Annotated in this window: 18 protein-coding genes; 7 read left to right on the forward strand and 11 right to left on the reverse strand. The window is 49.2% G+C overall.

Translation table 11 applies throughout. From position 1 onward, the window contains the following. Positions 1-75: 75 nt before the first annotated feature. From H3H32_RS24800 to H3H32_RS37920, 3 genes are all read right to left on the reverse strand, one after another. Positions 76-879, reverse strand: a complete 804-nt coding sequence (locus tag H3H32_RS24800; protein ID WP_182458388.1) for a LytR/AlgR family response regulator transcription factor — start codon at positions 877-879, stop codon at positions 76-78. A gap of 38 nt (positions 880-917) precedes the next feature. Further along, complete coding sequence (locus H3H32_RS24805; protein ID WP_182458390.1) at positions 918-1,646, reverse strand: 3-keto-disaccharide hydrolase; 729 nt, start codon at positions 1,644-1,646, stop codon at positions 918-920. A 211-nt stretch (positions 1,647-1,857) separates the two neighbouring features. Then, positions 1,858-1,989: a hypothetical protein gene (locus tag H3H32_RS37920; RefSeq protein ID WP_256432919.1), complete on the reverse strand. Its 132-nt coding sequence runs from the start codon at positions 1,987-1,989 to the stop codon at positions 1,858-1,860. Positions 1,990-2,144: 155 nt separating this feature from the next. Here H3H32_RS37920 and H3H32_RS24810 point away from each other — a divergent pair, with 155 nt between their 5' ends. Next, entirely contained in the window at positions 2,145-2,987 is an 843-nt protein-coding gene (locus tag H3H32_RS24810; RefSeq protein ID WP_182458392.1) for a polysaccharide deacetylase family protein, read from the forward strand. A gap of 87 nt (positions 2,988-3,074) precedes the next feature. Here H3H32_RS24810 and H3H32_RS24815 read toward each other — a convergent pair whose 3' ends face one another. From H3H32_RS24815 to H3H32_RS24835, 5 genes are all read right to left on the reverse strand, one after another. Further along, entirely contained in the window at positions 3,075-4,097 is a 1,023-nt protein-coding gene (locus tag H3H32_RS24815; RefSeq protein ID WP_182458394.1) for an SPASM domain-containing protein, read from the reverse strand. Between the two features lie 28 nt (positions 4,098-4,125). Next, the gene (locus H3H32_RS24820) at positions 4,126-5,268 is read right to left on the reverse strand and encodes a hypothetical protein (RefSeq protein ID WP_182458396.1); all 1,143 of its coding nucleotides are present in this window, start codon (positions 5,266-5,268) and stop codon (positions 4,126-4,128) included. A 94-nt stretch (positions 5,269-5,362) separates the two neighbouring features. Further along, positions 5,363-7,336, reverse strand: a complete 1,974-nt coding sequence (locus H3H32_RS24825) for a hypothetical protein (protein WP_182458398.1) — start codon at positions 7,334-7,336, stop codon at positions 5,363-5,365. Between the two features lie 66 nt (positions 7,337-7,402). Beyond that, complete coding sequence (locus H3H32_RS24830) at positions 7,403-7,978, reverse strand: hypothetical protein (RefSeq protein WP_182458400.1); 576 nt, start codon at positions 7,976-7,978, stop codon at positions 7,403-7,405. A 177-nt stretch (positions 7,979-8,155) separates the two neighbouring features. Beyond that, a complete protein-coding gene (locus H3H32_RS24835) occupies positions 8,156-9,802 on the reverse strand; it encodes a mucoidy inhibitor MuiA family protein (RefSeq protein ID WP_182458402.1) in 1,647 nt (548 codons plus the stop codon). A 104-nt stretch (positions 9,803-9,906) separates the two neighbouring features. Between H3H32_RS24835 and H3H32_RS24840 the strand changes: the two genes are divergently transcribed. Together H3H32_RS24840 and H3H32_RS24845 are read left to right on the forward strand one after the other, a co-directional pair. After that, positions 9,907-10,974: an Ldh family oxidoreductase gene (locus H3H32_RS24840; protein ID WP_182458404.1), complete on the forward strand. Its 1,068-nt coding sequence runs from the start codon at positions 9,907-9,909 to the stop codon at positions 10,972-10,974. Positions 10,975-11,088: 114 nt separating this feature from the next. After that, positions 11,089-12,075 (forward strand): aldo/keto reductase, encoded by a 987-nt coding sequence (locus tag H3H32_RS24845; RefSeq protein WP_182458406.1) that lies wholly within the window; start codon positions 11,089-11,091, stop codon positions 12,073-12,075. A gap of 98 nt (positions 12,076-12,173) precedes the next feature. On the opposite strand, the gene H3H32_RS24850 is transcribed toward H3H32_RS24845, so the two are convergent. Continuing rightward, positions 12,174-12,740 carry an outer membrane beta-barrel protein gene (locus H3H32_RS24850; protein WP_182458407.1) on the reverse strand — a complete coding sequence of 189 codons (567 nt, stop codon included), beginning with the start codon at positions 12,738-12,740 and terminating at the stop codon, positions 12,174-12,176. Between the two features lie 135 nt (positions 12,741-12,875). Continuing rightward, entirely contained in the window at positions 12,876-13,565 is a 690-nt protein-coding gene (locus tag H3H32_RS24855; protein ID WP_182458415.1) for a PepSY-like domain-containing protein, read from the reverse strand. A 429-nt stretch (positions 13,566-13,994) separates the two neighbouring features. Between H3H32_RS24855 and H3H32_RS24860 the strand changes: the two genes are divergently transcribed. From H3H32_RS24860 to H3H32_RS24875, 4 genes are all read left to right on the forward strand, one after another. Then, positions 13,995-15,500 (forward strand): circularly permuted type 2 ATP-grasp protein, encoded by a 1,506-nt coding sequence (locus tag H3H32_RS24860; RefSeq protein WP_240543482.1) that lies wholly within the window; start codon positions 13,995-13,997, stop codon positions 15,498-15,500. 138 nt (positions 15,501-15,638) lie between these two features. Beyond that, positions 15,639-16,619, forward strand: a complete 981-nt coding sequence (locus tag H3H32_RS24865; RefSeq protein ID WP_182458417.1) for a glycosyltransferase family 2 protein — start codon at positions 15,639-15,641, stop codon at positions 16,617-16,619. 77 nt (positions 16,620-16,696) lie between these two features. Continuing rightward, positions 16,697-19,582 (forward strand): T9SS type B sorting domain-containing protein, encoded by a 2,886-nt coding sequence (locus H3H32_RS24870; protein ID WP_182458419.1) that lies wholly within the window; start codon positions 16,697-16,699, stop codon positions 19,580-19,582. 175 nt (positions 19,583-19,757) lie between these two features. After that, entirely contained in the window at positions 19,758-22,640 is a 2,883-nt protein-coding gene (locus tag H3H32_RS24875) for a T9SS type B sorting domain-containing protein (RefSeq protein ID WP_182458421.1), read from the forward strand. 92 nt (positions 22,641-22,732) lie between these two features. Here the strand turns inward: H3H32_RS24875 and H3H32_RS24880 are convergent, their stop codons facing one another. Continuing rightward, positions 22,733-23,446 carry a YebC/PmpR family DNA-binding transcriptional regulator gene (locus H3H32_RS24880; protein WP_182458423.1) on the reverse strand — a complete coding sequence of 238 codons (714 nt, stop codon included), beginning with the start codon at positions 23,444-23,446 and terminating at the stop codon, positions 22,733-22,735. Positions 23,447-23,462: the final 16 nt, after the last annotated feature.

Raw genomic sequence — 23,462 nt, forward strand, 5'->3', positions numbered from 1 at the left:
ATTTACAGGATAAAACAGGATTGGTAGTCAATAGAAATCCTGTTTTATCCTGTAAATCCTGTCGAAAAAAGTCATCTACGCAATCTTACCCGAGTTGACATAAAAATCAGATAGTAAAGCCAGAAACTCTTCTTTGCGTCGGCGCGACACTTCCACTTCGGCGTTATCGCTTAGCCAGACCTGCCCACCATCGCCTTTCACATATCGTTTGATGTGCTCCAGATTGACAATATTGGACTGGTGAACCCGGAAGAAATAATAGTTGTCCAGTATCTCTTCATACTCTTTCAATAGCCGGGATACCACAATGGGCTTACTACCAGCTAAGTGAAACTTGGTATATGACCCCAGCGATTCGCACTGGATAATGTCCGTCATTTGAACAAAGTGAATGCCTTCGGCTGTAGGCAGCGCAATGCGTTGGTTCGCGTTTTTGTTCCGTTCATTCAACCGAGCCTGACGGGGTTCATCAATGTAGTCCTTCAGAATCTTTACCTGCTGTGGATTGATACCTAACAACTGAGATTTATACTTCCCCACGGCCGCCTGAAGTTCGTCGGGATCAATGGGTTTCAGTAAATAATCAATCGCACTGAATCGAAAGGCCCGGATGGCATATTCCTGATAGGCTGTTGTAAAAATGACGCCAAAATCCGCCTTTTCGAACGCTGCCAATAAGTCGAAGCCCGTTTTTCCTGGCATTTGAATATCCAGAAAAACCAGATCCGGTTTTTCATGCTTAATAAGCTCTATACCCAAATCTACGTTTTTAGCCTCGCCAACCAATTCGACATCAGGGCATAAGAGTTGCAGCAGGTTTGATAACGCCTGACGAGCGTTGGTCTCGTCGTCGATAATGACAGCACGGAGTTTTTTCATGGGATCAGATTATAAACGTAGAAACCTACCGGTAGCCATTATAAGAGCGACCGTAGTTTGATATTTCGGAACCAGACGCTTGTGTTCCAATCCTGCAAACCAATCCGCCCACTGAATTTTCCTTTTCCGACAGGGGCGTCTTTGAGCTTGCTTCCCGACATACGCTGTTTCCAATCTGCACTCGTCAAATCGTGTTCCTGAACGGTAAAGCCGTTGATAGTAACAATCAGCTTATTCTTTTTCAGACTTACGCTTACCTGGTTCCAGCTTCCAAGCGGTTTTGGCTCCTGCATACGAACATCGGCAAGTCCAAATAGATCGCCGGAGCTGTGCGGGTGGGCCGACTCCTTTTGATAGAGTGCATCGTCTCCTACCTGCACCTCAAGACCTGTATCATAAATCTTTTTGTTCTTAGCCTCTTCCTGCACGAAGAGAAAGAATCCGCTATTGGTATACTTTTCGATTTTGAATTCGGCCTTAAACTCAAAATCACCCGAAATAACGGCATCAGTCACTAAATCGCCTGCGTCGCGAGGGGAGGTCGCTGTTTGAGGAACATCCAGATGCAGTACGCCCTGTTCTACTTTCCAGGTTCCGGGAACATCTTTGCCATTGTAGCGATGCCAGCCTTTCAGATCGCGCCCATCAAAGAGCAATTTCCAGCCTTCTTTCTTTTCCTGAGCCGACAACGTATTGAGCGGCTGCGCCTGTACAAATGAGCAAGCCAGATAGGTAACTAAACTAAAAGCTGCAATTTTAGCGAACATCCGTAGTTGAATTTAGAGTACTATAAAACATGAAAACTGCGTAAATCAGACAGTATTCAGCAAAGCGCTATTCCGAACATAGTTACTATGCAGGCATACCACAACTACGTAAAAATAATACTCCCCTGAAATGGCTTTTTAATGGCAATTTTTCAACAGCTAGCCTAAGTGGTTTCTCCTGAATCCGGGATTACAGCAGTCAACAGGGCGCTTAGTAACTATTCAAAAAGACCAGCGCAAACAGGATAATTAGGGCAATAACAATCAACGCAATCCAGTCGAAGCCCTTTTCCACGAACTTGAAAAAACCTTCAGAAAATGACTTCGCTTTACTTTTCTTCATGAATCAATTATCCTTTTCATAGAGCTTACTAAATACTAGTAAAAATGGATCAGCCATCTGAATTAGAGGCAATCAACTGATACCTGGCGGGAAATGGGTAGAAAACGGTAGAATTGGCTTGATATATGGTTGATTTAAACGTGTCGCTGATTGTTATGAAACGACTTATCTATTTCCTTGCCTTACTCAGTACGAATACTGTTTTTGCTCAATCACCACCCCGGCTCATTGTTCGTGGCGACGATATGGGCTATGCTCAGGGAGGGAATGAAGCGCTTGTAAAGTGCTATAAAGAAGGCATTGAAACGTCTATTGAGGTTCTTGTTCCATCGCCCTGGTTTCCGGAAGCCGTTAGTTTACTGGCCGAAAACTCATCGGTTGACGTAGGGATTCACCTGACACTCAGCAGCGAATGGGATAATATCAAATGGCGGCCCGTATCCGACTGCCCTAGCCTGAAGGATGCCGATGGCTATTTTTATCCGATGATTTTCCCTAACAAAAACTACCCCAAGCGATCCGTTGTCGAGAATAACTGGCAGTTGGCTGATGTCGAAAAAGAGTTTCGGGCGCAAATCGAGCTGGGATTGAAAAAAATACCCCGTCTTAGCCATATTTCGGGCCACATGGGCTGCACGAGCATGGGCGACGATGTAAAAGCGTTGGTCAAGAAGCTGGCGAAAGAATACAAACTCGACATTATGCCCAACGAATTAGGGGTCCTGAATGTAAGTTATGTGGGTGCGCACGCTACTTCGGAGGAGAAAATCGCCAGCTTCACGAAGATGCTCGAAAGCCTGGAATCAGGAAAAACGTACCTGTTTGTCGATCACCCCGGCCTCAATACACCCGAACTTCGCGCCATTCATCACATCGGCTACGAGCAGGTCGCCATCGACCGCCAGGGCGTAACCGATTGCTGGACAAATCCGAAAGTAAAGGCGTTCATCAAAACAAAGGGCATTCAGCTGATTAGCTATAAAGACCTAATAAAATGAGTGAATGATAGAATGATTGAGTGAGTGAATAGCTTCGTATGCCTTTATCAATTCAATCATTCACTCATTCACTCATTCAAAATTACGCTACGCCCACACCTTCGTGCCTTCGGTGCAGTTTCGGCACATTTCTATTTCGGAGCGAGAGCGGAATAAGGTTTCACGAAAGTCCTGATAAGCTGGGCCATGCCAGAGATCGGCGAAGGATTCCGTTTGTAAATCCCCGAGTCGATGATGAGCATCTTTGTCGAAGCAACAGGGCACCACCAGTCCATCCCAAGTAATGACGCAGGAGTGCCACATTTTCCAGCAATGATCGCCGAAACCGTTTTTGATTCGATAGGTCCCGTCCGTTTGGGGTGCATAACGGCTGTATTGATCCATCGTCGGAATCAGATCGGAACCTTGTTCGTAGTCGTAAATCTGGGCGGTTTTCAACCCCACTTCATCCACGCCTAATTCGCGAGCCAATTTTTTCACTTCGGCAATCTGGTGCTCGTTGGGTTTCACAACCAGAAACTGAAAGACAACGTGGGGAGTCCGGGATTTTAGTTCTTTTTTCCAGCGCAGAATATTCTTCGTGCCTTCAAGTACCTTCTCAAGCTTCCCTCCCACCCGATACTGTTGATACACTTCTTGGGTTGTGCCATCAATCGAAATAATCAACCGATCCAGGCCAGACTCTACTGTTTTTCGAGCGTTGGCATCGGTGAGGTAATGCGCGTTTGTACTTGTGGCCGTATAGATATTACGCTCAGTAGCATAACGAACTAATTCCAGAAATTGGGGATGCAAATAGGGTTCACCCTGAAAGTAAAAGATCAGATACAATAATGTATCGTGGAGTTCGTCGATCGTTCGCTTGTAAAGATCTTCACCCAACATACCGGTCGGGCGAGTGAATGACCGAAGACCACTTGGGCATTCAGGGCAACGCAGGTTACAACTCGTGGTTGGTTCGAACGAGATCGACATCGGTAATCCACGTTGCACCGGTCGGCCCGTCTGTTTCCCAACATAATAGCTCGACAGCACCTTAAGCGCGTTGGCTATCCGTTTGGGCGTCAGTTTAGAAGCGAAATTAAGGCCGTCGAGTAAGTTGCGATTCATCGTGTAGATTTGGCAGATCTATATAGTATTATTTCTGCTTGACCGTAAAAAAGTCTTTTGCATCAATCGTATATAAACCACTTAGCGTCGTAGCGAAAACTTTGTTGTTAAACGCGACGACACCCGTTATCTGACTAAACTCCAAACCCTCGTTCGTTAATTCCCGAATATTCGAAAACGTTTCAGCACCTTCATCTATCCAGAAAAGCTGAGATAGACCATAAGCAATTAAACTCCCATTTACCACGGCAAATTTGAAATTATCCAGACCAAGATAGCCTAGTCGTCGCCAGGAGAATCCCCCATCATCTGATCGTACCAAGTCGCCATTGTAACAAAGGCCATAAAGATGGCTCTTATAGAAAAAATAAGTATAAGGCGGACTTATAGTAATTGGCACTTTCTGAGTGCGCCCTGTTTTGGCATCAATAGCATACAAATAAACATTACCTGTTAAAAAAGACTCGTTTGGCGTAATAATGAAATAATCTTTTACAGCTATGCTGCCAGTAAAACCAACCTGAACAGCAGAGTCAGTACGATAGACATTACTGTAGCCAGTTCGATAAGCGAAGTAGGGGCTTTTCTCCTGCTTATTCATGACCACTGTCCGCGTAGCTGTATTTACGGTCTGGTTCTGAGGATTGGTAACTGCATACAGTAATGTTTTTGTTGACTCATTGTAGGCGCCAAAGGCAGCTCCGGAAAAGACACTCACCTGACCATTAGGAATCCCAGTCTCTCTAGGGACATAAATAAAACCTCCTCCGTTATAATCGGAATAATTGTCTGTGGAATCACGCGTACCAAATACATCTGTAATAGCTATTGAATTTCGCTCGTTCGGCAATCCTGCATACAAGGTATTACTGAGTAATGGCGAATAGAGTGAATTCGAGAAAAAGCCCCCAAACGATAAAAGTGTTCCACCACCACCACTGCTGTATTGAATAAATGACGTATCGCCCGCATCCATCTGGAAGAACCCAGCTGTATGAGCAACAATCAGCCGTTTATCGGTAGCGTGTGCACCCAATAGAATTTTATTAATCAGAAAAATATCACTCCTGAGTTTCCAGGTCGGACGTGGTACCACTAGTTCTTCAGTCTGTTTATGACAGGCTATGGCGAAGATTCCCAGACTGATGAAAATAAGTAAATGAAATTTCATAACGGGTAAGATTGGGCGGATATTAAAAGCTATTTTCACATCTGATCGTCAGTATCAAAAACAGGGGTTCCAACCTATGCTAGCTTATATATCTCTATGTTAGCTTATATATCCGACATCCACCTTCCTCAAAAACTACCTCACCCTTTGGCAAATTTGCCATTGTTTTGGGCAGAGTGCCGGTCATACTAGCCGCGAAAACGTATTCGGGGGAATTTTCATGGGTCCAGGCAATGTAACTTTCCGCACCAGGGGCTACCAACCAGGTTGTCTCTTTACCTACAATAGTTGGCCAGATACTTTCGGCAAATTCACGCATACGCAGGATGGCAGCAAACTGATCGGCATTTTGTCCCCAGGTAAATGGACCGTGCGTCACTTTATCGGGCAGCCGGTCGTCTTCGATCCAGAAAACGTAAAGCTTGCTATATTCTTCGTTGGCGCCACGCTGTTCGTGCAAATTCCGAACCTCAAATCCCAGGCTAACATAACTGGGCATATCGGTCAGGAATAAGGCGGTAAAATACCGGAACAGGTTGCCCGTTCGGTAAAACTCATCAAAGCGCGGGTCATCTTTATCAGCCGTGATGACGGTAAAGTTTGGGGCAAACCGTCGCGTTTTCAGGTGCGTATAATAGTCGGCCAGTTGAGCCTTAAATAAATCAGACCCGACCACCATCGCCTGCAAATCGCCTAGTGTCGAATCAGCTTCGATCGCATCAAGATGGTCGAGTTCGTTGCCATAACCCATGGTATCGGGTGGTGCCAGAAACGTTTCAGCAAAAAAGCCATAATAAGGTGCTCCGTTAGCCTGAACGTATTTTTTGATCGCCCGCAACGGATCATAATAGTCGCCAATCTGCGCCGGAACACCCGCTGGCTGCATCTGCACATGCGCCATATCCCCTCGCATGAAATCGAAGTTGTACATGCGCTGGCATTCGTGGACTTTACGAGCTATGTATTGCCAGGCGGGCAGGTTCGGCTGGTTAAAATCAAGCTCCCAATTTTGGTTGTTGTCTTTCGATTCGTAGAATCGATATCGGGCTAGCGGACCAAATACCCGCGACATGGCTTCGGGTTTGTCGAAGGCGTACTCGTACCAAATTTGCCCTGCATCGTCAATGGTGAATGTGGTGGCATCAATGTGCAGGCCCCGATACGGAGGAGCCATCGTCATCGGTAGTGTTTCGAACCCCTGCTCTACCAGATAACGAATCAACGCTATCCGCCGGCTCAACCGACCACCATAATCATGCGGGTTACCGAATAAAATACGGAACCGCTGATCATCGGTCAGAATGGCGATATCAGTCGAGAAGAAAACGTCTTTGGGAAAGGTCAGCGGGGTGCCATCGGCTGCTCCCCGAAACCTCAGAAATTGCCAGATAACATCCTCTACGTACTTATAAACGAAACTGGAATAATCGGCCAGCTCGGTTGGTTTTCCCGACTTCACATCGCGTTGTACCCACTCAAACAGGCTTGGGCAGGCCAACACCATTTCGGAGAACCGGTCGGTATGCGGAATAACATCCATACCTACGGTACGGCCCATCGCGTGAAGCAGGTTCGTAACGACCTTCAGTTGCTTTTCGACCGTGTCGAGTGCGGGCACAAAACTGGCTAACGCCACGTCGAAAAACTCCGGGTTAATTTGCCAGCTAACCATGCCATACAGGCTCCCCACTACGCCCGGCTCCCAAATAGGCAACAAATGAATACTATCGTGGCTGGCTGGCAAGGTCAGCACATAATTGATAATATTCCAGAACGACCCAATAGTACGGACGTTTACACCAACCATATTACTCCGCTTGAGCCACGAGCCATCGGAATAAATGGCGGCCGGACTGTCAATGGTTTCGGCCGGATTCAACGCCCGACGAAGCGTGTCATTGCCTAATCGTTTATGCAGAATTTCGAGTGTCTGATAAACCGAAAAATTCATGGCCGTTTGCGGCAATAAATTCGGAATGAACGACAAACGCCCGGACTGATAGGCATCTGTATACCTACCATTGAATTGACTCCAGTCGACTTGTAAGTTGGGGATAGAGTTCGGCATAGGGCAAATGTAAACCAGTTTTCGTAAAACCAAAACGCGCCTTATTCTTCCTTTCGATATAGGCAGCTAATAGGTTCTGAGCACCTTCAGGCGATGGTTTTTATTGATCCGAATGTGTGGATTGCTAATAAGATGAAAAATTATGCCACTTAGTATCAATGAGCCAACAACGGGTAGTGTATTGGCATAAAAGCCCCGGTTATTGACAACATCGGCCAGTAAATAGACACCACCTGCAATTGGAAAGAGAGTACCAGCTGCGGTTACGAATGGAATCCGACGATGGAGCATAACCGTTTTTATTTCATTGAATTGGAAGGTTACGGGTTCATCGCGATTCATCACTTCGTTGGCCATCAGAATGCTGAACGTGCTATCCGTAACGTCGTAAAGCTCTTCATTATATTTTTCGCCACGAGCTTTAAAATGCAGGTCATCGCCAATAAAATAACGGTATCGGTGGAAGCCACCCAGCGTATGATTTACGTCGAGAGCCAGATAGCGGGAAGGGCGAAGCAGAGCGGTATACGAAGGGCCTTTTCGTTGCAGAAGCTGTTCCGTTGTGAGCGTGTCCTGGGGTTGCGCATAGGCAACAGAAACAATGAACAGAAAAGCCAGAATCAGGTAGGAGCGAATGATCATAGCGTTAACTAAACAAATCAGGTGGTTTTGGTAATAAAGCCAAAACTACCTGATTTGTTTCTTAAAAAGATGTTAAGTTGATTAGAGAGTTAATGAATATACGTGGCGTCGGTTTTGAGAAACCTTCCTGTGCCAGCTGCTTACAGCTGGCACCACAAAAAATTATTCATTTTTCTTCTACTCACTCAGCACTCGCCCTTTGGGATATTTAATTTCGTAGCGGAATGTAAGCGCACGGCTCTCGCCGGGTTGAAGGATTAGGCGGTAGGTTAATTTGCCCGTTTCCGAATTTAGCCCAGCTCCACCGGCATCGGTAAGAGACACTTCAATTCGGCTATCGGTCGAAACGGGTATCTGATCATAAACGGTTAGGTCAATCGGTTCCTGACGCGTGTTACGTAAACTAATTCGATAAGAATGGCTCTCCCGCTGATTACTCCCAATGGTTTTACGGCTATTAACATCCTCAACTTGCTCCCGTTTGGCAACGATACGCTTATCGCGGCCTAATGATAATCGTAGCGTATCCTCGGCTGCGGTCAGGTCGATACTTGACTCGCCCACAAAGGTGCCTTCGAAATAAATTCGGGCTGGCCCATTGAGCAGATTGAGTTTATCCCATCCCGTAATTTGGGCCGTTAAAAACGCGTCGTTATCCAATTTTGGCGTTAATTCGTAGCGGTAAATAGCCGGGAGTTCGGCCGTTTGTACATCAACCAGTTGCGGACGACTGTTGGTCAGAATCGTGTACGGTAATGCAATCACAAAACTGACGTTCGTTGGCTGATCAACGGCCTGTGTGACCGTAGCGGTATTCACTAGTTGAGGAGCCGACAGGGCACTGGCTTTACTCATGCTTCGTTGCGAACCGCCATTGCCTGATGTAACGACAACTTCCTGTAGCATCTGGTTATCAGATGCCGCTTTAAACTTAGGTCGCGGTTCGTAGAATCCGACATAATCGGTTGATAGCTGTGGCTGTGAGCCTGGTAACGCCGGATTGGCCGTTGAGAGTGTAAGACGAACATTTTGCCAATCGAAACCTGTATTCTGATAAACCTGAGCTTTATAAGCCAGTGATGCCGGACTTTTTGCATCGCGTACCCGAACATCGTAAATCGGCGACCAGCCCGCGTTACTTACGACATAACTCAGCTCCAGCTCAACGGGCGTTTTGCTTTTAGCAGTCAGGGTTATTTCTATTTCCCCCACAGGACGTTCGCGTTTGGCGTTCTGCTCCGTTACCTGCGCATCGAGTCGTTCCACCCGTTTTTTCTGCTCTACCATTCGTCGATTCAGCAACAGGAGTTCCTGACCAATTTTGGTGAGTCGTTCCCGGTAGAAAGCGGCCATATCTGCCACTTCTTTTACGGTTGTGCCCGTCGTTTTACCGCCAACCTGCTGATTCGCCAGAATAAGTTTCTTTTCCTGCTGAAGCACCTCTTCCTGAACCGTCAGCAGTTCGTAAGCCTCCCGATTAGCCCGTAGCGAATCCTCCAGCCGTTGTAACGAAGCCGGTTTCGAGGCTTTGGTCAGGAAATTAGTTCGAAACTGAACGCCCTGAATAATGGCATCGCCTTTGCCCGATACCTGAATACTCTGTGGGTCAGTTTGCGCGGGTACATTGTCAATCACCAATCGGGTTGTACCGACATCTAAAGTAGACACCGCATGCGACGACAATTGGGCACGAGTCAGAAATACAGTTACTTGCCGAAGTGTAGCCTGGACACGTTGTTCGTCAGCAACTGGTGTCGCGCCAACCTGAGCGAAACTCAATGCCGAGCCTAAGCAAAGCGTGGTAATCATCAATACAATTTTCATAGTGGCAGGATGTTTAGGCCTTGTAGATTCCATAAGTGGGTAGACCGTTTAATTATTTAGGTAAATCATCGAAATAATTCGCCAGCTTACAGAACTTTGCGACCATGATTACTGCCGACCAACTTCGAACATTTACCGAACAAATCTTTATAGCCATCGGCTGTTCCGAAACCGATGCCCGTTTAGCCGCCGATGTACTCGTTAGTGCCGACCTCCGGGGTATTGACTCCCATGGGGTTGCACGCTTACCCGGCTACGTCCGGCTTTATGACAATGGACGCATCAACCCCAAGCCACACATGCGGGTTGTGCATGAAACACCATCGACGGCGGTTGTCGATGGCGACCGGGGGCTTGGTCTTATTGTTGGGCCCTGGGCCATGCAGGTAGCTATCGAAAAAGCTAAAATTGCCGGAACGGGTTGGGTAGCTGTACGCAATTCCAATCACTTCGGCATTGCAGGTTATCACGCCCTGCTCGCCACCGAACACGATATGATTGGGCAGGCCATGACGCATGCGGCTCCACTTGTAGCACCGACCTTTTCACTAGATAAGCTCTTAGGAACCAACCCGATTGCGGTGGCAATTCCAGCAGCAACTGAGCCTACGTTTCTGGCCGATTTTGCCTCGACAGCCGTAGCCTACGGCAAACTCGAAATTCTACAGCGAAAAGGTCAGGAAGCGCCACTCGGCTGGGCACAAAATGCCGAAGGTCTGCCCACTACCGATGCCAATGCCATTCGGAACGGTGGGGCCTTACTACCACTGGGCACCGACCGCGAACACGGTTCTCACAAAGGGTACGGGCTTGGCGCTATTGTCGATATTTTTTCCGGAGTGCTATCCGGCGCAAACTACGGTCCCTGGGTGCCGCCTTTCGCTACGGCTGGCTTCATGCAGGCCAATGAAGGCGTTGGTGAGGGAACAGGACACTTTTTCGGAGCCATGCGGATCGATGCATTCCGCCCTGCCGATGAATTTAAAACGCACATGGATACCTGGATTCAGCGGTTCCGTCAGGCAAAAGCTATTGAAGGAAAGCAGGTCCTGATTCCCGGCGATCCTGAGCGTATGATGGAAGCCGAACGACTCGCCAATGGCATTCCCGTTGTAGAGCCCGTTGTAAAAAGCCTGGAAGAATTAGGTGAACGCTTCGGGGTAAAATTGTAATTGTAGCGCGGACATCTTGTCCGCATAGCCGAAGTTTTTACAGCATGCTAATTAACTCAACTTAGCTTTCGACTATGCGGACAAGATGTCCGCGCTACTCTACTAAAATCATATATGAACTATCGAAAACTCGGCAAAACCGGCTTTACTGTTTCTGAAATTAGCTTGGGTACCTGGCAGGTGGGTGGCAAATGGGGTGACCCTTTCAGCCACGACAATGCCGACCGTATCCTCAACGAAGCCGTTGATTCTGGCATTAACTTCATCGACACGGCTGATGTGTATGGGGATGGTGAAAGTGAAAAAGCTGTCGGGCGACTGGTCCGTTCGCGATCTGAGCAGATTTTCGTAGCCACCAAATGTGGTCGTCGTTTGCAACCCCATACGAATGAAGCCTATCAGCCTAAAGCGCTTCGAAACTTTGTGGAAGATAGTCTGCGGAATATGGGTCTGGAAACACTCGATCTGATTCAATTACACTGTCCACCAACGGATGTGTATTATCGACCCGAGATTTTCGAACTGTTCGATCGATTGAAAGACGAGGGTAAAATTCAGAACCTGGGGGTTAGTGTTGAGAAAGTCGAGGAAGGGTTGAAAGCCATTGAATTTCCGAACGTCACTACGGTACAAATCATTTTCAACATGTTTCGGCAACGGCCCGCTGAACTCTTTTTCACCGAAGCCAGCCGCCGGGATGTAGGTATTATAGTCCGAGTGCCACTGGCGAGTGGCTTGTTAACCGGTACGTTTAGCGCCGATACATCCTTTTCCGCAACCGATCACCGGACTTTCAATCGGCAGGGCGAAGCGTTCGACAAAGGGGAAACATTTTCGGGTGTAGACTATGCCACTGGACTAGCCGCTGTTGACGAACTAAAAGCCGTTTTTCCTGCTGATGCCAATTTAGCTCCTGATGCCCTCCGCTGGATTTTAACTTTCGACGCGGTAAGCTGCATTATTCCGGGGGCCTCCAAACCAGCCCACCTATCGTCAAACTTGCAGGCGATGGAACGCCCTGCTCCCACTCCAGAGCAGATGGTAGCCATAAAACACATCTATGACGAACGCATCAAAAACCCGGTGCATTATTTGTGGTAAGACTTGGAGCGCAGATTGTACTGATTTCATATGATTTACACGGGTAAAAATCACGTTTCAATCATACGAAATCAGCACAATCTGCGACCTATTACTCTTTACTTTCCGAAATAAACCTGGAAGCCTAAACTGATATTAATGGCTTTCGGAACGTTGGGGATAAGTGCGTTTGGACTGCCCGCGATAAGACTATTGACAGATCCAGCGTCTCCTCCCGTATAGGTTACCCCCAAATCGAAACTCACCGATCTGTTTATAAAAAAGGCAACGCCCCCTGTAGCACTATAAGCAGCATCGGTACTTGATCCGGCTGAAGATCCATTCGTTGTGACCGACGTGTTAATGACACCAATCGATGCGCCCAAAAATGGTTTCACTTGAGATGGCCCAAAATAATACCGTAAAAAAGGAGCCAATCCAATCTGAGTAACTTTATTTCCACTAGTACCCGCGTAAAAAAACGGTATACCCGCACCAACCACCAGGTTATTAGCGACAAACCAGCCATACGTTGGCTGAAGACTAATCAGTGTCGTGGAGCTTCCACTTGGAATGATAATATTTCCAACGTTAACGCCCATCAGACGATTTCCCTTCTCGGTTTGGGCCATGGCGCTCGATAAACTTACAACGAGCAGAATGATTGTCAAGAATCTCGCTTTCATAACATGTATATACGTTTAGTGAATACATGTTATGACAAAACAACGGCTTCTTTTGTTTGTACAAGTTTATCCCACTTTAATAAAAAGACTCGATGTACTATCGAGTCTTTTTACAATTGACAGAAAATCAGCCTATCACTTACCAATCAGCGCTTTCTTAAACGTACCGTCGGAGCCAAAAAGCAGAACGCCCCGCTTTTTGCCAGAAGTCGTAATCGACACGATATAATCGCTGGTTGTTTTCTCCTGAGCCGCCTTGTTGATCGTCGCTCCTGCATAATTGGATGTAATGTAGGTTGTGATGGCAGCCGGTAGGCTCGATACCGCCACTTCTGTTAGATCAGCCCCAATGCCACCCGGACGAGGATGATGAGTAGTATCACCTACCGTTGGCTTGGGTCGATGAGTCGAATCGCCAGGCATGTGATGGTGGGCTGAATCACCAGGTGCATGATGACGGGCTGAGTCGCCGGGAGCATGACCAAATCGCATCTCTGCCTCTTTCACAAACGTTCCATCTGCTTTAAAGAGCAAGAGTTTTAGCGAGCTGTTAACGGTAATAGCCACCAGAAAATTACCCGCTGCATCTTTCCGGGCATCCTTGATCGTAGCCCCCGCATAGTTCGTCGTAATGTAGGTTGTAACAGCCGCTGGCAAGCTCGACACATCAACCGTCGTTAGACTGTGCGGCCCCGTAACCGACGTACTACTAACCCCACTCGTCCGAGCCGAAGCATCGGCCGTTGGATCAACCGCCGTTTTATTGCAGGCATTCAACCCCACTACCAACGCCATCCCACAACTGAACACAAGCAATGTTTTCATAAAGAACATAGATAGGTTTTGTTAAAAAAATAAAACAGAAAAATAAGCAATGACCAACTTCGTTAGCTGGCCCATCACTCCTTACGTGGTACCTGGACCGAGCGTTGCAGCGTCCGAAAAAAAGTAGTAAAAACACTCAAATTGAGCTATTGAGAGGGGTACCCATTAAAAAAAGTATAAATGAATCGGTTAGAGACCATCTATGTACCAATTTGCGATCGGGAGTGGCTAAACACCTCAAATAGAAAGCTGTTTTTTAAAAAAGAGCAGGTATATGCTTAATTCTGCCTATATTGAAAACCATAGTTATTTTATAAAAAATCAATACAAACAGTTACCAATCTTTACTTTTATAGCGTTTTATTTGCACAACAATTCGGTATTCCATATTCTATTTGGCCAACTGACCAATTGTAAATATATTGTTCTATGAAAAAACAAAACACCCGCCAATCCCAGTCTCAGACACTTAATGGCATGACTCAATCGCAGGGTCAGGCAAGCGTTAACTTCTCATTCAGTGATTATCAAACTGAGAATTTTTTCGATGAGATGTTCGTGAACGAGAGCCAGGTTCGCGACGGGTATGCCCCTTTTCAGCAACGTGTTGAGCAACTCACCCGAGAGGACCTTATTGGGCGACAGCACGCAGCCGAACGGGCGCTGATGAGCATGGGAATTACGTTCAATGTATATTCGGAAGGGGAAGGCACAGAGCGGATTATGCCGATTGACATTATTCCGCGGGTCATTGAGTCGGCAGAATGGAACAGACTTGAAGCGGGACTTATCCAGCGAATCAAGGCTATCAATATGTTTCTGGATGATGTGTATAACGAACAGCGAATTCTTAACGATGGCGTTGTTCCGCGCGACCTGATTGAATCCAGCAAATCTTTTCTGCCCGGTTGCCTGGGTGTGCGGCCCCCTAAAGGAATCTGGTGTCACATTACTGGTACTGACCTGATTCGGGGCGACGATGGAACCATGATGGTCCTCGAAGATAACCTTCGCTGTCCATCGGGCGTATCGTACATGCTCGAAAACCGGGAACTGATCAAACAGACGTTTCCCGAAGTTCTGACCCAAACGGGCGTTCGGCCGGTGTCTGACTATCCGACCCGGCTGCTCCAGATGCTCCAGTTCATTGCCGATCGTCCGAACCCAACGGTGGTTGTCTTAACACCGGGCATCTATAATTCAGCGTATTTTGAGCACTCGTATCTGGCCCAGCAAATGGGCGTTGAGCTGGTCGAAGCCCGTGACCTGGTGGTGTCGGGTGGTTATGTAAAAATGCGTACCACCAAAGGCTTCCAGATTGTGGATGTCATTTACCGACGGATCGACGATACGTTCCTTGACCCTAAGGCGTTCAATCCCGATTCCATGATTGGTGTGCCGGGCATTTTTGAAGTCTACAAAAAAGGTCGTGTGGCACTGGCCAATGCCCCCGGAACAGGCGTTGCCGACGATAAAGTGATTTATGCCTACGTACCACGCATCATTAAATATTATTTGGGCGAAGAAGCTATCATTCCAAACGTACAGACCTACATCTGTCGGGAAGAAGAAGACTGCAAGTACGTACTGGAAAACATCGAGCAGTTGGTGGTCAAAGAAGCGAACGAAGCTGGTGGTTACGGCATGTTGATCGGGCCTAAAGCTACGCCCGAAGAACACGAATTATTTCGCAAGAAAATTCAGGAAAATCCACGCAACTACATTGCCCAACCCACGATTTCGCTCTCGCGGGTTCCGTGTATTGTTGGCGACCATGCCGAAGGGCGTCACGTCGATTTACGACCTTATATTCTCTATGGCGATGGGGTCAACGTTATTCCGGGCGGCTTAACGCGGGTTGCCCTTCGCAAAGGCTCGTTGGTCGTCAACTCCTCGCAAGGCGGTGGCGGTAAGGATACATGGGTGTTGTATTAGGGTTTATAGTTTGAAGTTTGAAGTTCGTAGTTCGAGGTTTGAAGTTGATCCGGAAGCAACTTCAAACCTCGAACTATAAACTTCAAACTCAAACCTATAAACTCCCTACCTTTACGCCCCAACCACAACAAAACTGCTTTGCCTGATCTAAGTATTATCATTGTCAATTACAAGACACCCCAACTCATTCTTGACTGCCTGGAGTCGGTTTATACCTATACGCAGAACATTCACTTTGAGGTATTAATCGTTGACAATCAGTCGGATGATAACAGTCAGGCAATCATTCAGGCATCCTTTCCCGAGGTACGCTGGTTCCAGATGGGCTATAATTCAGGATTCGCGAGGGCCAATAACTTAGGGATTCGGGAGGCCAAAGGGCGTACTATTCTACTACTCAATTCAGACACGTTGCTAGTCGATAATGTGCTGGCGAATTGTGTTCAGGTGCTGGATACACAGCCTGACGTAGCAGCTGTAAGCGCAATCCAGTTACAGGCCAATCGACAGGTTCGCCCCAACTTATATACAACCTTCGGGCAAATGCGCCGGGCCTTCTACATTTTACCCGGTGGAGAAGCTTCCGAGCGATTTCTGAATCGATTGATGCCCGATCCGCATTACTCAGACCCCAATCAGGTCGAGTGGCTTTCGGGAGCCTTTCTGATGACTCGCCCTTCGGTTGTGGCCAAAGCGGGATTGCTGGATGAGAGTTTTTTCATGTATGGCGAAGATGTCGAATGGGGCTATCGCCTGGGAAAACAGGGGAGACTTTTGCTGCTGCGCGATCAAAAATTCGTACACCTGGAATATGGTAGCAGCGAAGACAATCAGCAACATGTGGTTACCCATATCAACCGTTTCAAATCGCAGGTTCAGGTCTCTCAACTACTGTGGGTACGGAAACAGTACGGCATTGGCGCTTATTTAGTCCTCATGCTGCATTACCTTCTCATGATTCCCGTTGTGTTTATCTGGAAAATAGCGGTAAATCTTCGCGATCGACGACGCCCCTGGGCCGATCTGGACAATCAGTGGGCGTATACAAAACAGGTTGAGATCTTCTTCCGATTTTTCCAGAAAACACTGTTCAATCGGCCCGGATTCTATAAAGTTTAATTAGCCGCTACGCAAACGTCAACAGGGATACACTTTTGCGGATTGAAATCGTTGTAGTTGAAAAACGGGATAATTTTATGCGGTTCGTTTACCCAATTGGGCTGTTATGCCTATTGCTAGGAGCGGTGTTGTTGCCCACTGTTAGCCATGCTACGCACGTACGGGCAGGAGAGATTACTACTAAACGAATTTCCACAACCTCACTTACTTATAAAGTTACATTCACGGCCTATTTCGATGAGCTTGGGGGTAAGGACGCATCTACACAAGCCAATGCCTATACAATCTGTTTTGGCGATGGCACTACAGCCGAAGTCAAACGAGACAGTCGAAGATTCATTAATGGAAATACTTCATCTGTTGATTCTTATACCACTACACATACCTATCCCGGGCCCGGCGCTTACACTATCAGTGTAACCGTTGTAAATCGCAATAAAGGGACCATCAACTTACCGCCACCAGATCAATCTCAGGAAATTGCTTTTTTCGTATCAACAACGATCCTGATCAATGGATCTCTGTTGACCAACTCTACCCCCGTCATGCTCAATCCGCCCCTCGATTCGGGGCGGGTGGGCCAGAAGTTCTGTCACAATCCAGCCGCTTTCGACGCTGACGGCGATAGCCTGGCCTACCGATTGAGCGTCCCCAAAACATCCTCAGCAACCAGTATTTGCCTAGGTCGAAACATCCCAGCCTATCAGGACCCTACGCGATACAGCACCTCCAGTGAAGCCGGAGGGACGCCCACCTTTACCATCAACCCCATTACCGGGGAACTTTGCTGGGATGCTCCAGGACAGGCAGGCCAGTATAACTTCGCCTTCATCATCGAAGAATGGCGGAATGGCGTACTTATCGGCGAGATTACCCGGGATATGCAAATCATTGTTGTGGATAGTCCCAACAAACGACCCATTATCCAGCCCATTCCCGACCTCTGCGCCGAGGCAGGCACCCTGATCACCCAACCCGTCACCGCTACTGATCCCGATGGAAACCGGGTCATTATCACCGGCTTTGGGGGCGTCTTCAATGTGGGAGCGGATGGAGCGGCCTTGGCCCCCGGCGAGTTGATCTCCCCCGCCTATGCCCGACTCATCAACGGTGGACTCACCCAGGCACAACCCGCCACGGCCACCTTCAGCTGGCAAACCAGTTGTGTCCATGTACGGCAAGCCCCTTACGATGTGACCTTCAAAGTCACCGATGTACCCCCTAAACCGACCCCCGCGCTGGTCTCTTTCCAGACCTTCCGAATTCAGGTGGTGGGACCTGCCATTAAGAACTTAACCGCCAAACCAACCGCCACTGCCAACGGTAGAGCTATCCAGCTCACCTGGGATGCCTACACCTGTAGCAGCCCCACCACCACCATCACCATCTATCGGAAAGAAGGCTGTCAACCCGATGACTTACCCAAATGCGTCACGGGTGTACCCGCAGGCTATACCAAGATCGCCACCGTATCCAGCACAGCCACCACCTATACCGATACCACCACCCTCAAACGAGGAGTTAGCTACGGCTATCGACTGGTAGCCGCCTTTTCCGATCCCAATGGGGGAATCAACGGGGGAGTCAGTCTGTCCTCCAACAAAGCCTGTCTGGAACTGCCACTCCTGGCCCCGGTGATCACCCAGGTCACCGTCGATTCGACCAACACCACCACCGGCCAAATCACCGTCCGATGGACCCGGCCCATCGGACTCAACCCCGGTGATCTGGGCGCCCCCTACCAGTATCGACTCCAACGAGCTACCGGACTCACCGGCACCACCTATACCACCATCGCCACCATCAATACCAACCTGAGCCCAACCGCTCCTGATACTCTGTTCGTCGACAAAGGCAACTCCACCTCCATCCTCAACACCACGGCCAATGCCTACCGCTACCGGCTCGAGTTCTACTACACAGCCGCCAACGGTACGCTGACCCAACTCGATGTCACCGATGCGGCTTCCTCCGTCAGACTGGCGGCTACCCCCGCCAACCGGCAGATCGTTCTGAGCTGGCAGGCCAACACCCCCTGGTCCAACGATGGAAAAATCCATGATGTCTACCGATCCCGATCAGGACCCAATGGTCCTTTCAACAAGATTCGGGAAGTCAGTGTCACTACCTCTCCTTACTCCTTCACCGATGATGGGTCGGACACCTTCACCGCCGATGGCAACACCTCTCGGATTCTCTCGGCGGACTCCTCCTACTGTTATCGGGTGATGACCCGGGGCCAGTACACCGACACCCAACTCAGCCGACTGGGCCCGCTGACAAACTATAGTCAGATTCTGTGTGCCACGCCCGCCGACACCACCAAACCCTGCCCACCTGTTCTGCAAGTAGATAGTCTCAACTGTGCCAGTTTGAGTCCTGAGAGTCTGTGTGATCAGAGCAGCCTCACCAACAAGCTGGCCTGGACGCCCGGCACGGGCCCTACCTGCGATCCCAACATTGCCAGTTACAAGATCTACTATGGCCGCTACCGCACCGACACCCTGGGGGTGTTGACCAGTGTAGATGCCCCTACTCAGAAATATGACCACAGTGGGCTGTCGACCGTAGCGGGCTGCTATTATGTGACAGCGGTTAGCAAGCGAGGTTTGGAGAGTACGCCCTCCAACAAGGTGTGTGTGGATGCCTGCCCGAGCTTTGTGCTGCCCAATGTGTTCACTCCCAATGGGGATGGCAAGAATGATGTGTTCCAGCCGCTGCACTGCCCCCGGTTTGTGAGCAACGTCAGTTTTGTGGTCTACAATCGATGGGGAGCCAAGCTCTATGAGACCAGTGGTCCGACATTGGCCTGGGATGGCAAGAGTCTGGACGGGGTCGATTTGCCGACGGGTTTGTATTATTACCAGGCCACGGTGAGTTATGCCATGCTGGACAGGAACTCTCCGCCCCAGATTATCAAGGGGTGGGTGCAGATTCTAAGAGAAGGCGTTTCGGCCAGATAAGTCAAGTTCCAAGTTCAATGTTCCATCCTGCCGTATATAGCAAACCTGAAACATTGAACTTGAAACTTGAAACTTGAAACAAAAAAACTCTTCCTCACGTAAGGAGAGGTACATACCAAAAAAGAATACATTTTTGTAGATTGAAATCGTTGTAGTTGAAAACGGGAATAATTTTATGCGGTTTGTTTACACACTTGGGGTAATAGGTCTATTTCTGGGGGCAGTCTTATGGCCCACTATTAGCCATGCTACGCACGTACGGGCAGGCGAGATTACCACCAAACGAATTTCCACAACCTCACTTACTTATAAAGTTACGTTTACGGCTTACTACGATGAGACGCCAGCGGGTAAGGCTGCTGCGAATCAGGCTGAGCCCTATACAATCTGTTTTGGCGATGGCTCAACGTTAGAAGTTAGGCGAAGTAGTCGTATTTACATTAATGGAAATACATCCTCTATTGACTCCTACACAGCCGTTCATACGTATCCGGGACCAGGTGTTTATACGATTGGCATAACTGTTCCAAACCGAAACCTTAATACTAAAAACCTACCGGCGCCCTCCGATAATATCCGCTTTTTTGTATCAACAACGATCCTGATCAATGGATCTCTGTTGACCAACTCTACCCCCGTCATGCTCAATCCTCCCCTCGATTCGGGGCGGGTGGGCCAGAAGTTCTGTCACAATCCAGCCGCTTTCGACGCTGACGGCGATAGCCTGGCCTACCGATTGAGTGTCCCTAAAACCTCCACAACAGATAACGGCTGTTCAGGGCCTGCCATTCCGGGTTACCAGGACCCAACCCGATTTAGTACATCGAGTGAAGCCGGAGGGACGCCCACCTTTACCATCAACCCCATTACCGGGGAACTTTGCTGGGATGCTCCAGGACAGGCAGGCCAGTATAACTTCGCCTTCATCATCGAAGAATGGCGAAATGGCGTACTTATCGGCGAGATTACCCGGGATATGCAGATTTTTGTTGTGGATAGTCCCAACAAACGACCCATTATCCAGCCCATTCCCGACCTCTGCGCCGAGGCAGGCACCCTGATCACCCAACCCGTTACGGCCACCGACCCCGATGGAAACCGGGTCATTATCACTGGCTTTGGGGGCGTATTCAATGTGGGAGCGGATGGAGCGGCCTTGGCCCCCGGCGAGTTGATCTCCCCTGCCTATGCCCGACTCATCAACGGCGGACTCACCCAGGCACAACCCGCCACGGCCACCTTCAGCTGGCAAACCAGTTGTGTCCATGTACGGCAAGCCCCTTACGATGTGACCTTCAAAGTGACCGATGTACCCCCTAAACCGACCCCCGCGCTGGTCTCCTTCCAGACCTTCCGAATTCAGGTGGTGGGACCTGCCATCAAGAACTTAACCGCTAAACCAACCGCCACTGCCAACGGTAGAGCTATCCAGCTCACCTGGGATGCCTACACCTGTAGCAGCCCCACCACCACCATCACCATCTATCGGAAAGAAGGCTGTCAACCCGATGACTTACCCAAATGCGTCACGGGTGTACCCGCAGGCTATACCAAGATCGCCACCGTATCCAGCACAGCCACCACCTATACCGATACCACCACCCTCAAACGAGGAGTTAGCTACGGCTATCGACTGGTAGCCGCCTTTTCCGATCCCAATGGGGGGATCAACGGAGGGGTCAGTCTGTCCTCCAACAAAGCCTGTCTGGAACTGCCACTCCTGGCACCGGTGATCACCCAGGTCACCGTCGATTCGACCAACACCACCACCGGCCAAATCACCGTCAAATGGACCAGACCCATCGGACTCAACCCCGGTGATCTGGGCGCCCCCTACCAGTATCGACTCCAACGAGCTACCGGACTCACCGGCACCACCTATACCACCATCGCCACCATCAATACCAACCTGAGCCCAACCGCTCCCGATACTCTGTTCGTCGACAAAGGCAACTCCACCTCCATCCTCAACACCACGGCCAATGCCTACCGCTACCGGCTCGAGTTCTACTACACAGCCGCCAACGGTACGCTGACCCAACTCGATGTCACCGATGCGGCTTCCTCCGTCAGACTGGCGGCTACCCCCGCCAACCGGCAGATCGTTCTGAGCTGGCAGGCCAACACCCCCTGGTCCAACGATGGAAAAATCCATGATGTCTACCGATCCCGATCAGGACCCAATGGTCCCTTCAACAAGATTCGGGAAGTCAGTGTCACTACCTCTCCTTACTCCTTCACCGATGATGGGTCGGACACCTTCACCGCCGATGGCAACACCTCTCGGATTCTCTCGGCTGACTCCTCCTACTGCTATCGGGTGATGACCCGGGGCCAGTACACCGACACCCAACTCAGCCGACTGGGGCCACTGATCAACTACAGTCAGATCATCTGTGCCACCCCCGCCGACACCACCAAACCCTGTCCACCTGTTCTGCAAGTAGATAGTCTCAACTGTGCCAGTCTGAGTCCTGAGAGTCTGTGTGATCAGAGCAGCTTCACCAACAAACTGGCCTGGACACCCGGCACGGGCCCTACCTGCGATCCCAACATTGCCAGTTACAAGATCTACTATGGTCGTTACCGCACTGACACCCTGGGGGTGTTGACCAGTGTAGATGCCCCTACTCAGAAATATGACCACAGTGGGCTGTCGACCGTAGCGGGCTGCTATTACGTGACAGCCGTCAGCAAGCGGGGCCTGGAGAGTACCCCTTCCAACAAGGTGTGTGTGGATGCCTGCCCGAGCTTTGTGCTGCCCAATGTGTTCACTCCCAATGGGGATGGCAAGAATGATGTGTTCCAGCCGCTGCACTGCCCCCGATTTGTGGCTAACGTCAGTTTTGTGGTCTACAATCGATGGGGGGCCAAGCTCTATGAGACCAGTGGTCCGACATTGGCCTGGGATGGCAAGAGTCTGGATGGGGTTGATTTACCGACGGGTTTGTATTATTACCAGGCCACGGTAAGTTATGCCATGCTGGACAGGAACTCCCCTCCTCAGATCATCAAGGGGTGGGTGCAGATTCTAAGAGAAGGCGTTTCTGCCAGATAGATAAGGGTAAAAGGGAGTAGGGGGAGGAAAGGGACGAGAGGGTAGTAAATTATTCCTCTCGTCCCTTTCCTCCCCCTACTCCCTTTTACCCTTTATTTCATATTATGATACACCATCTGAACGTCGTCGTCTTCTTCGATGCGTTCGATGAGCTTTTCAACGTCAGCTACTTCTTCGTCGGTTAATTCTTTGTAGTCGTTCGGAATCCGCTCGAATTCAGCCTGTTTGATTTCGTATCCTTTTTCTTCCAGAAATTTCTGCAGGCTACCGAAAGCGGTGAACTCGCCATAAATGATGTACTGATTCGCTTCTTCGTCGAGTTCAACTTCGTCTCCTCCCACGTCAATCAATTCAAGTTCCAACTCTTCCTGATCGATGCCTTCAGCCGGAATCCGAAACACCGACTTACGATCAAACATAAAGTCGAGCATGCCTTGTGTGCCCAGGCTACCGCCGAGTTTGTTCAGGTAGCTCCGGACGTTGGCAACTGTCCGGTTGTGGTTATCCGTAGCGGTTTCAATAACGAGCGCAATGCCGTGAGGAGCATAGGCTTCGTACACAATTTCTTTGTAGTCCTCCTGCTCTTTCGACGAGGCTTTTTTAATTGCCCGGTCTACGTTTTCCTTCGGCATGTTAGCCGCTTTGGCATTCTGGATAATGGCTCGAAGCCGGCCATTGCTGTCAGGATCAGGACCGCCACTCTTGACGGCCATCACAATGTCTTTTCCGATGCGGGTAAAGGTTTTGGCCATTTGCCCCCAGCGTTTCATTTTCCGGGCTTTCCGGTATTCAAATGCGCGTCCCATTATTAGTTACTAGTTT

It is taken from the genome of Spirosoma foliorum (assembly GCF_014117325.1).
Classification (GTDB): Bacteria; Bacteroidota; Bacteroidia; order Cytophagales; family Spirosomataceae; genus Spirosoma; species Spirosoma foliorum.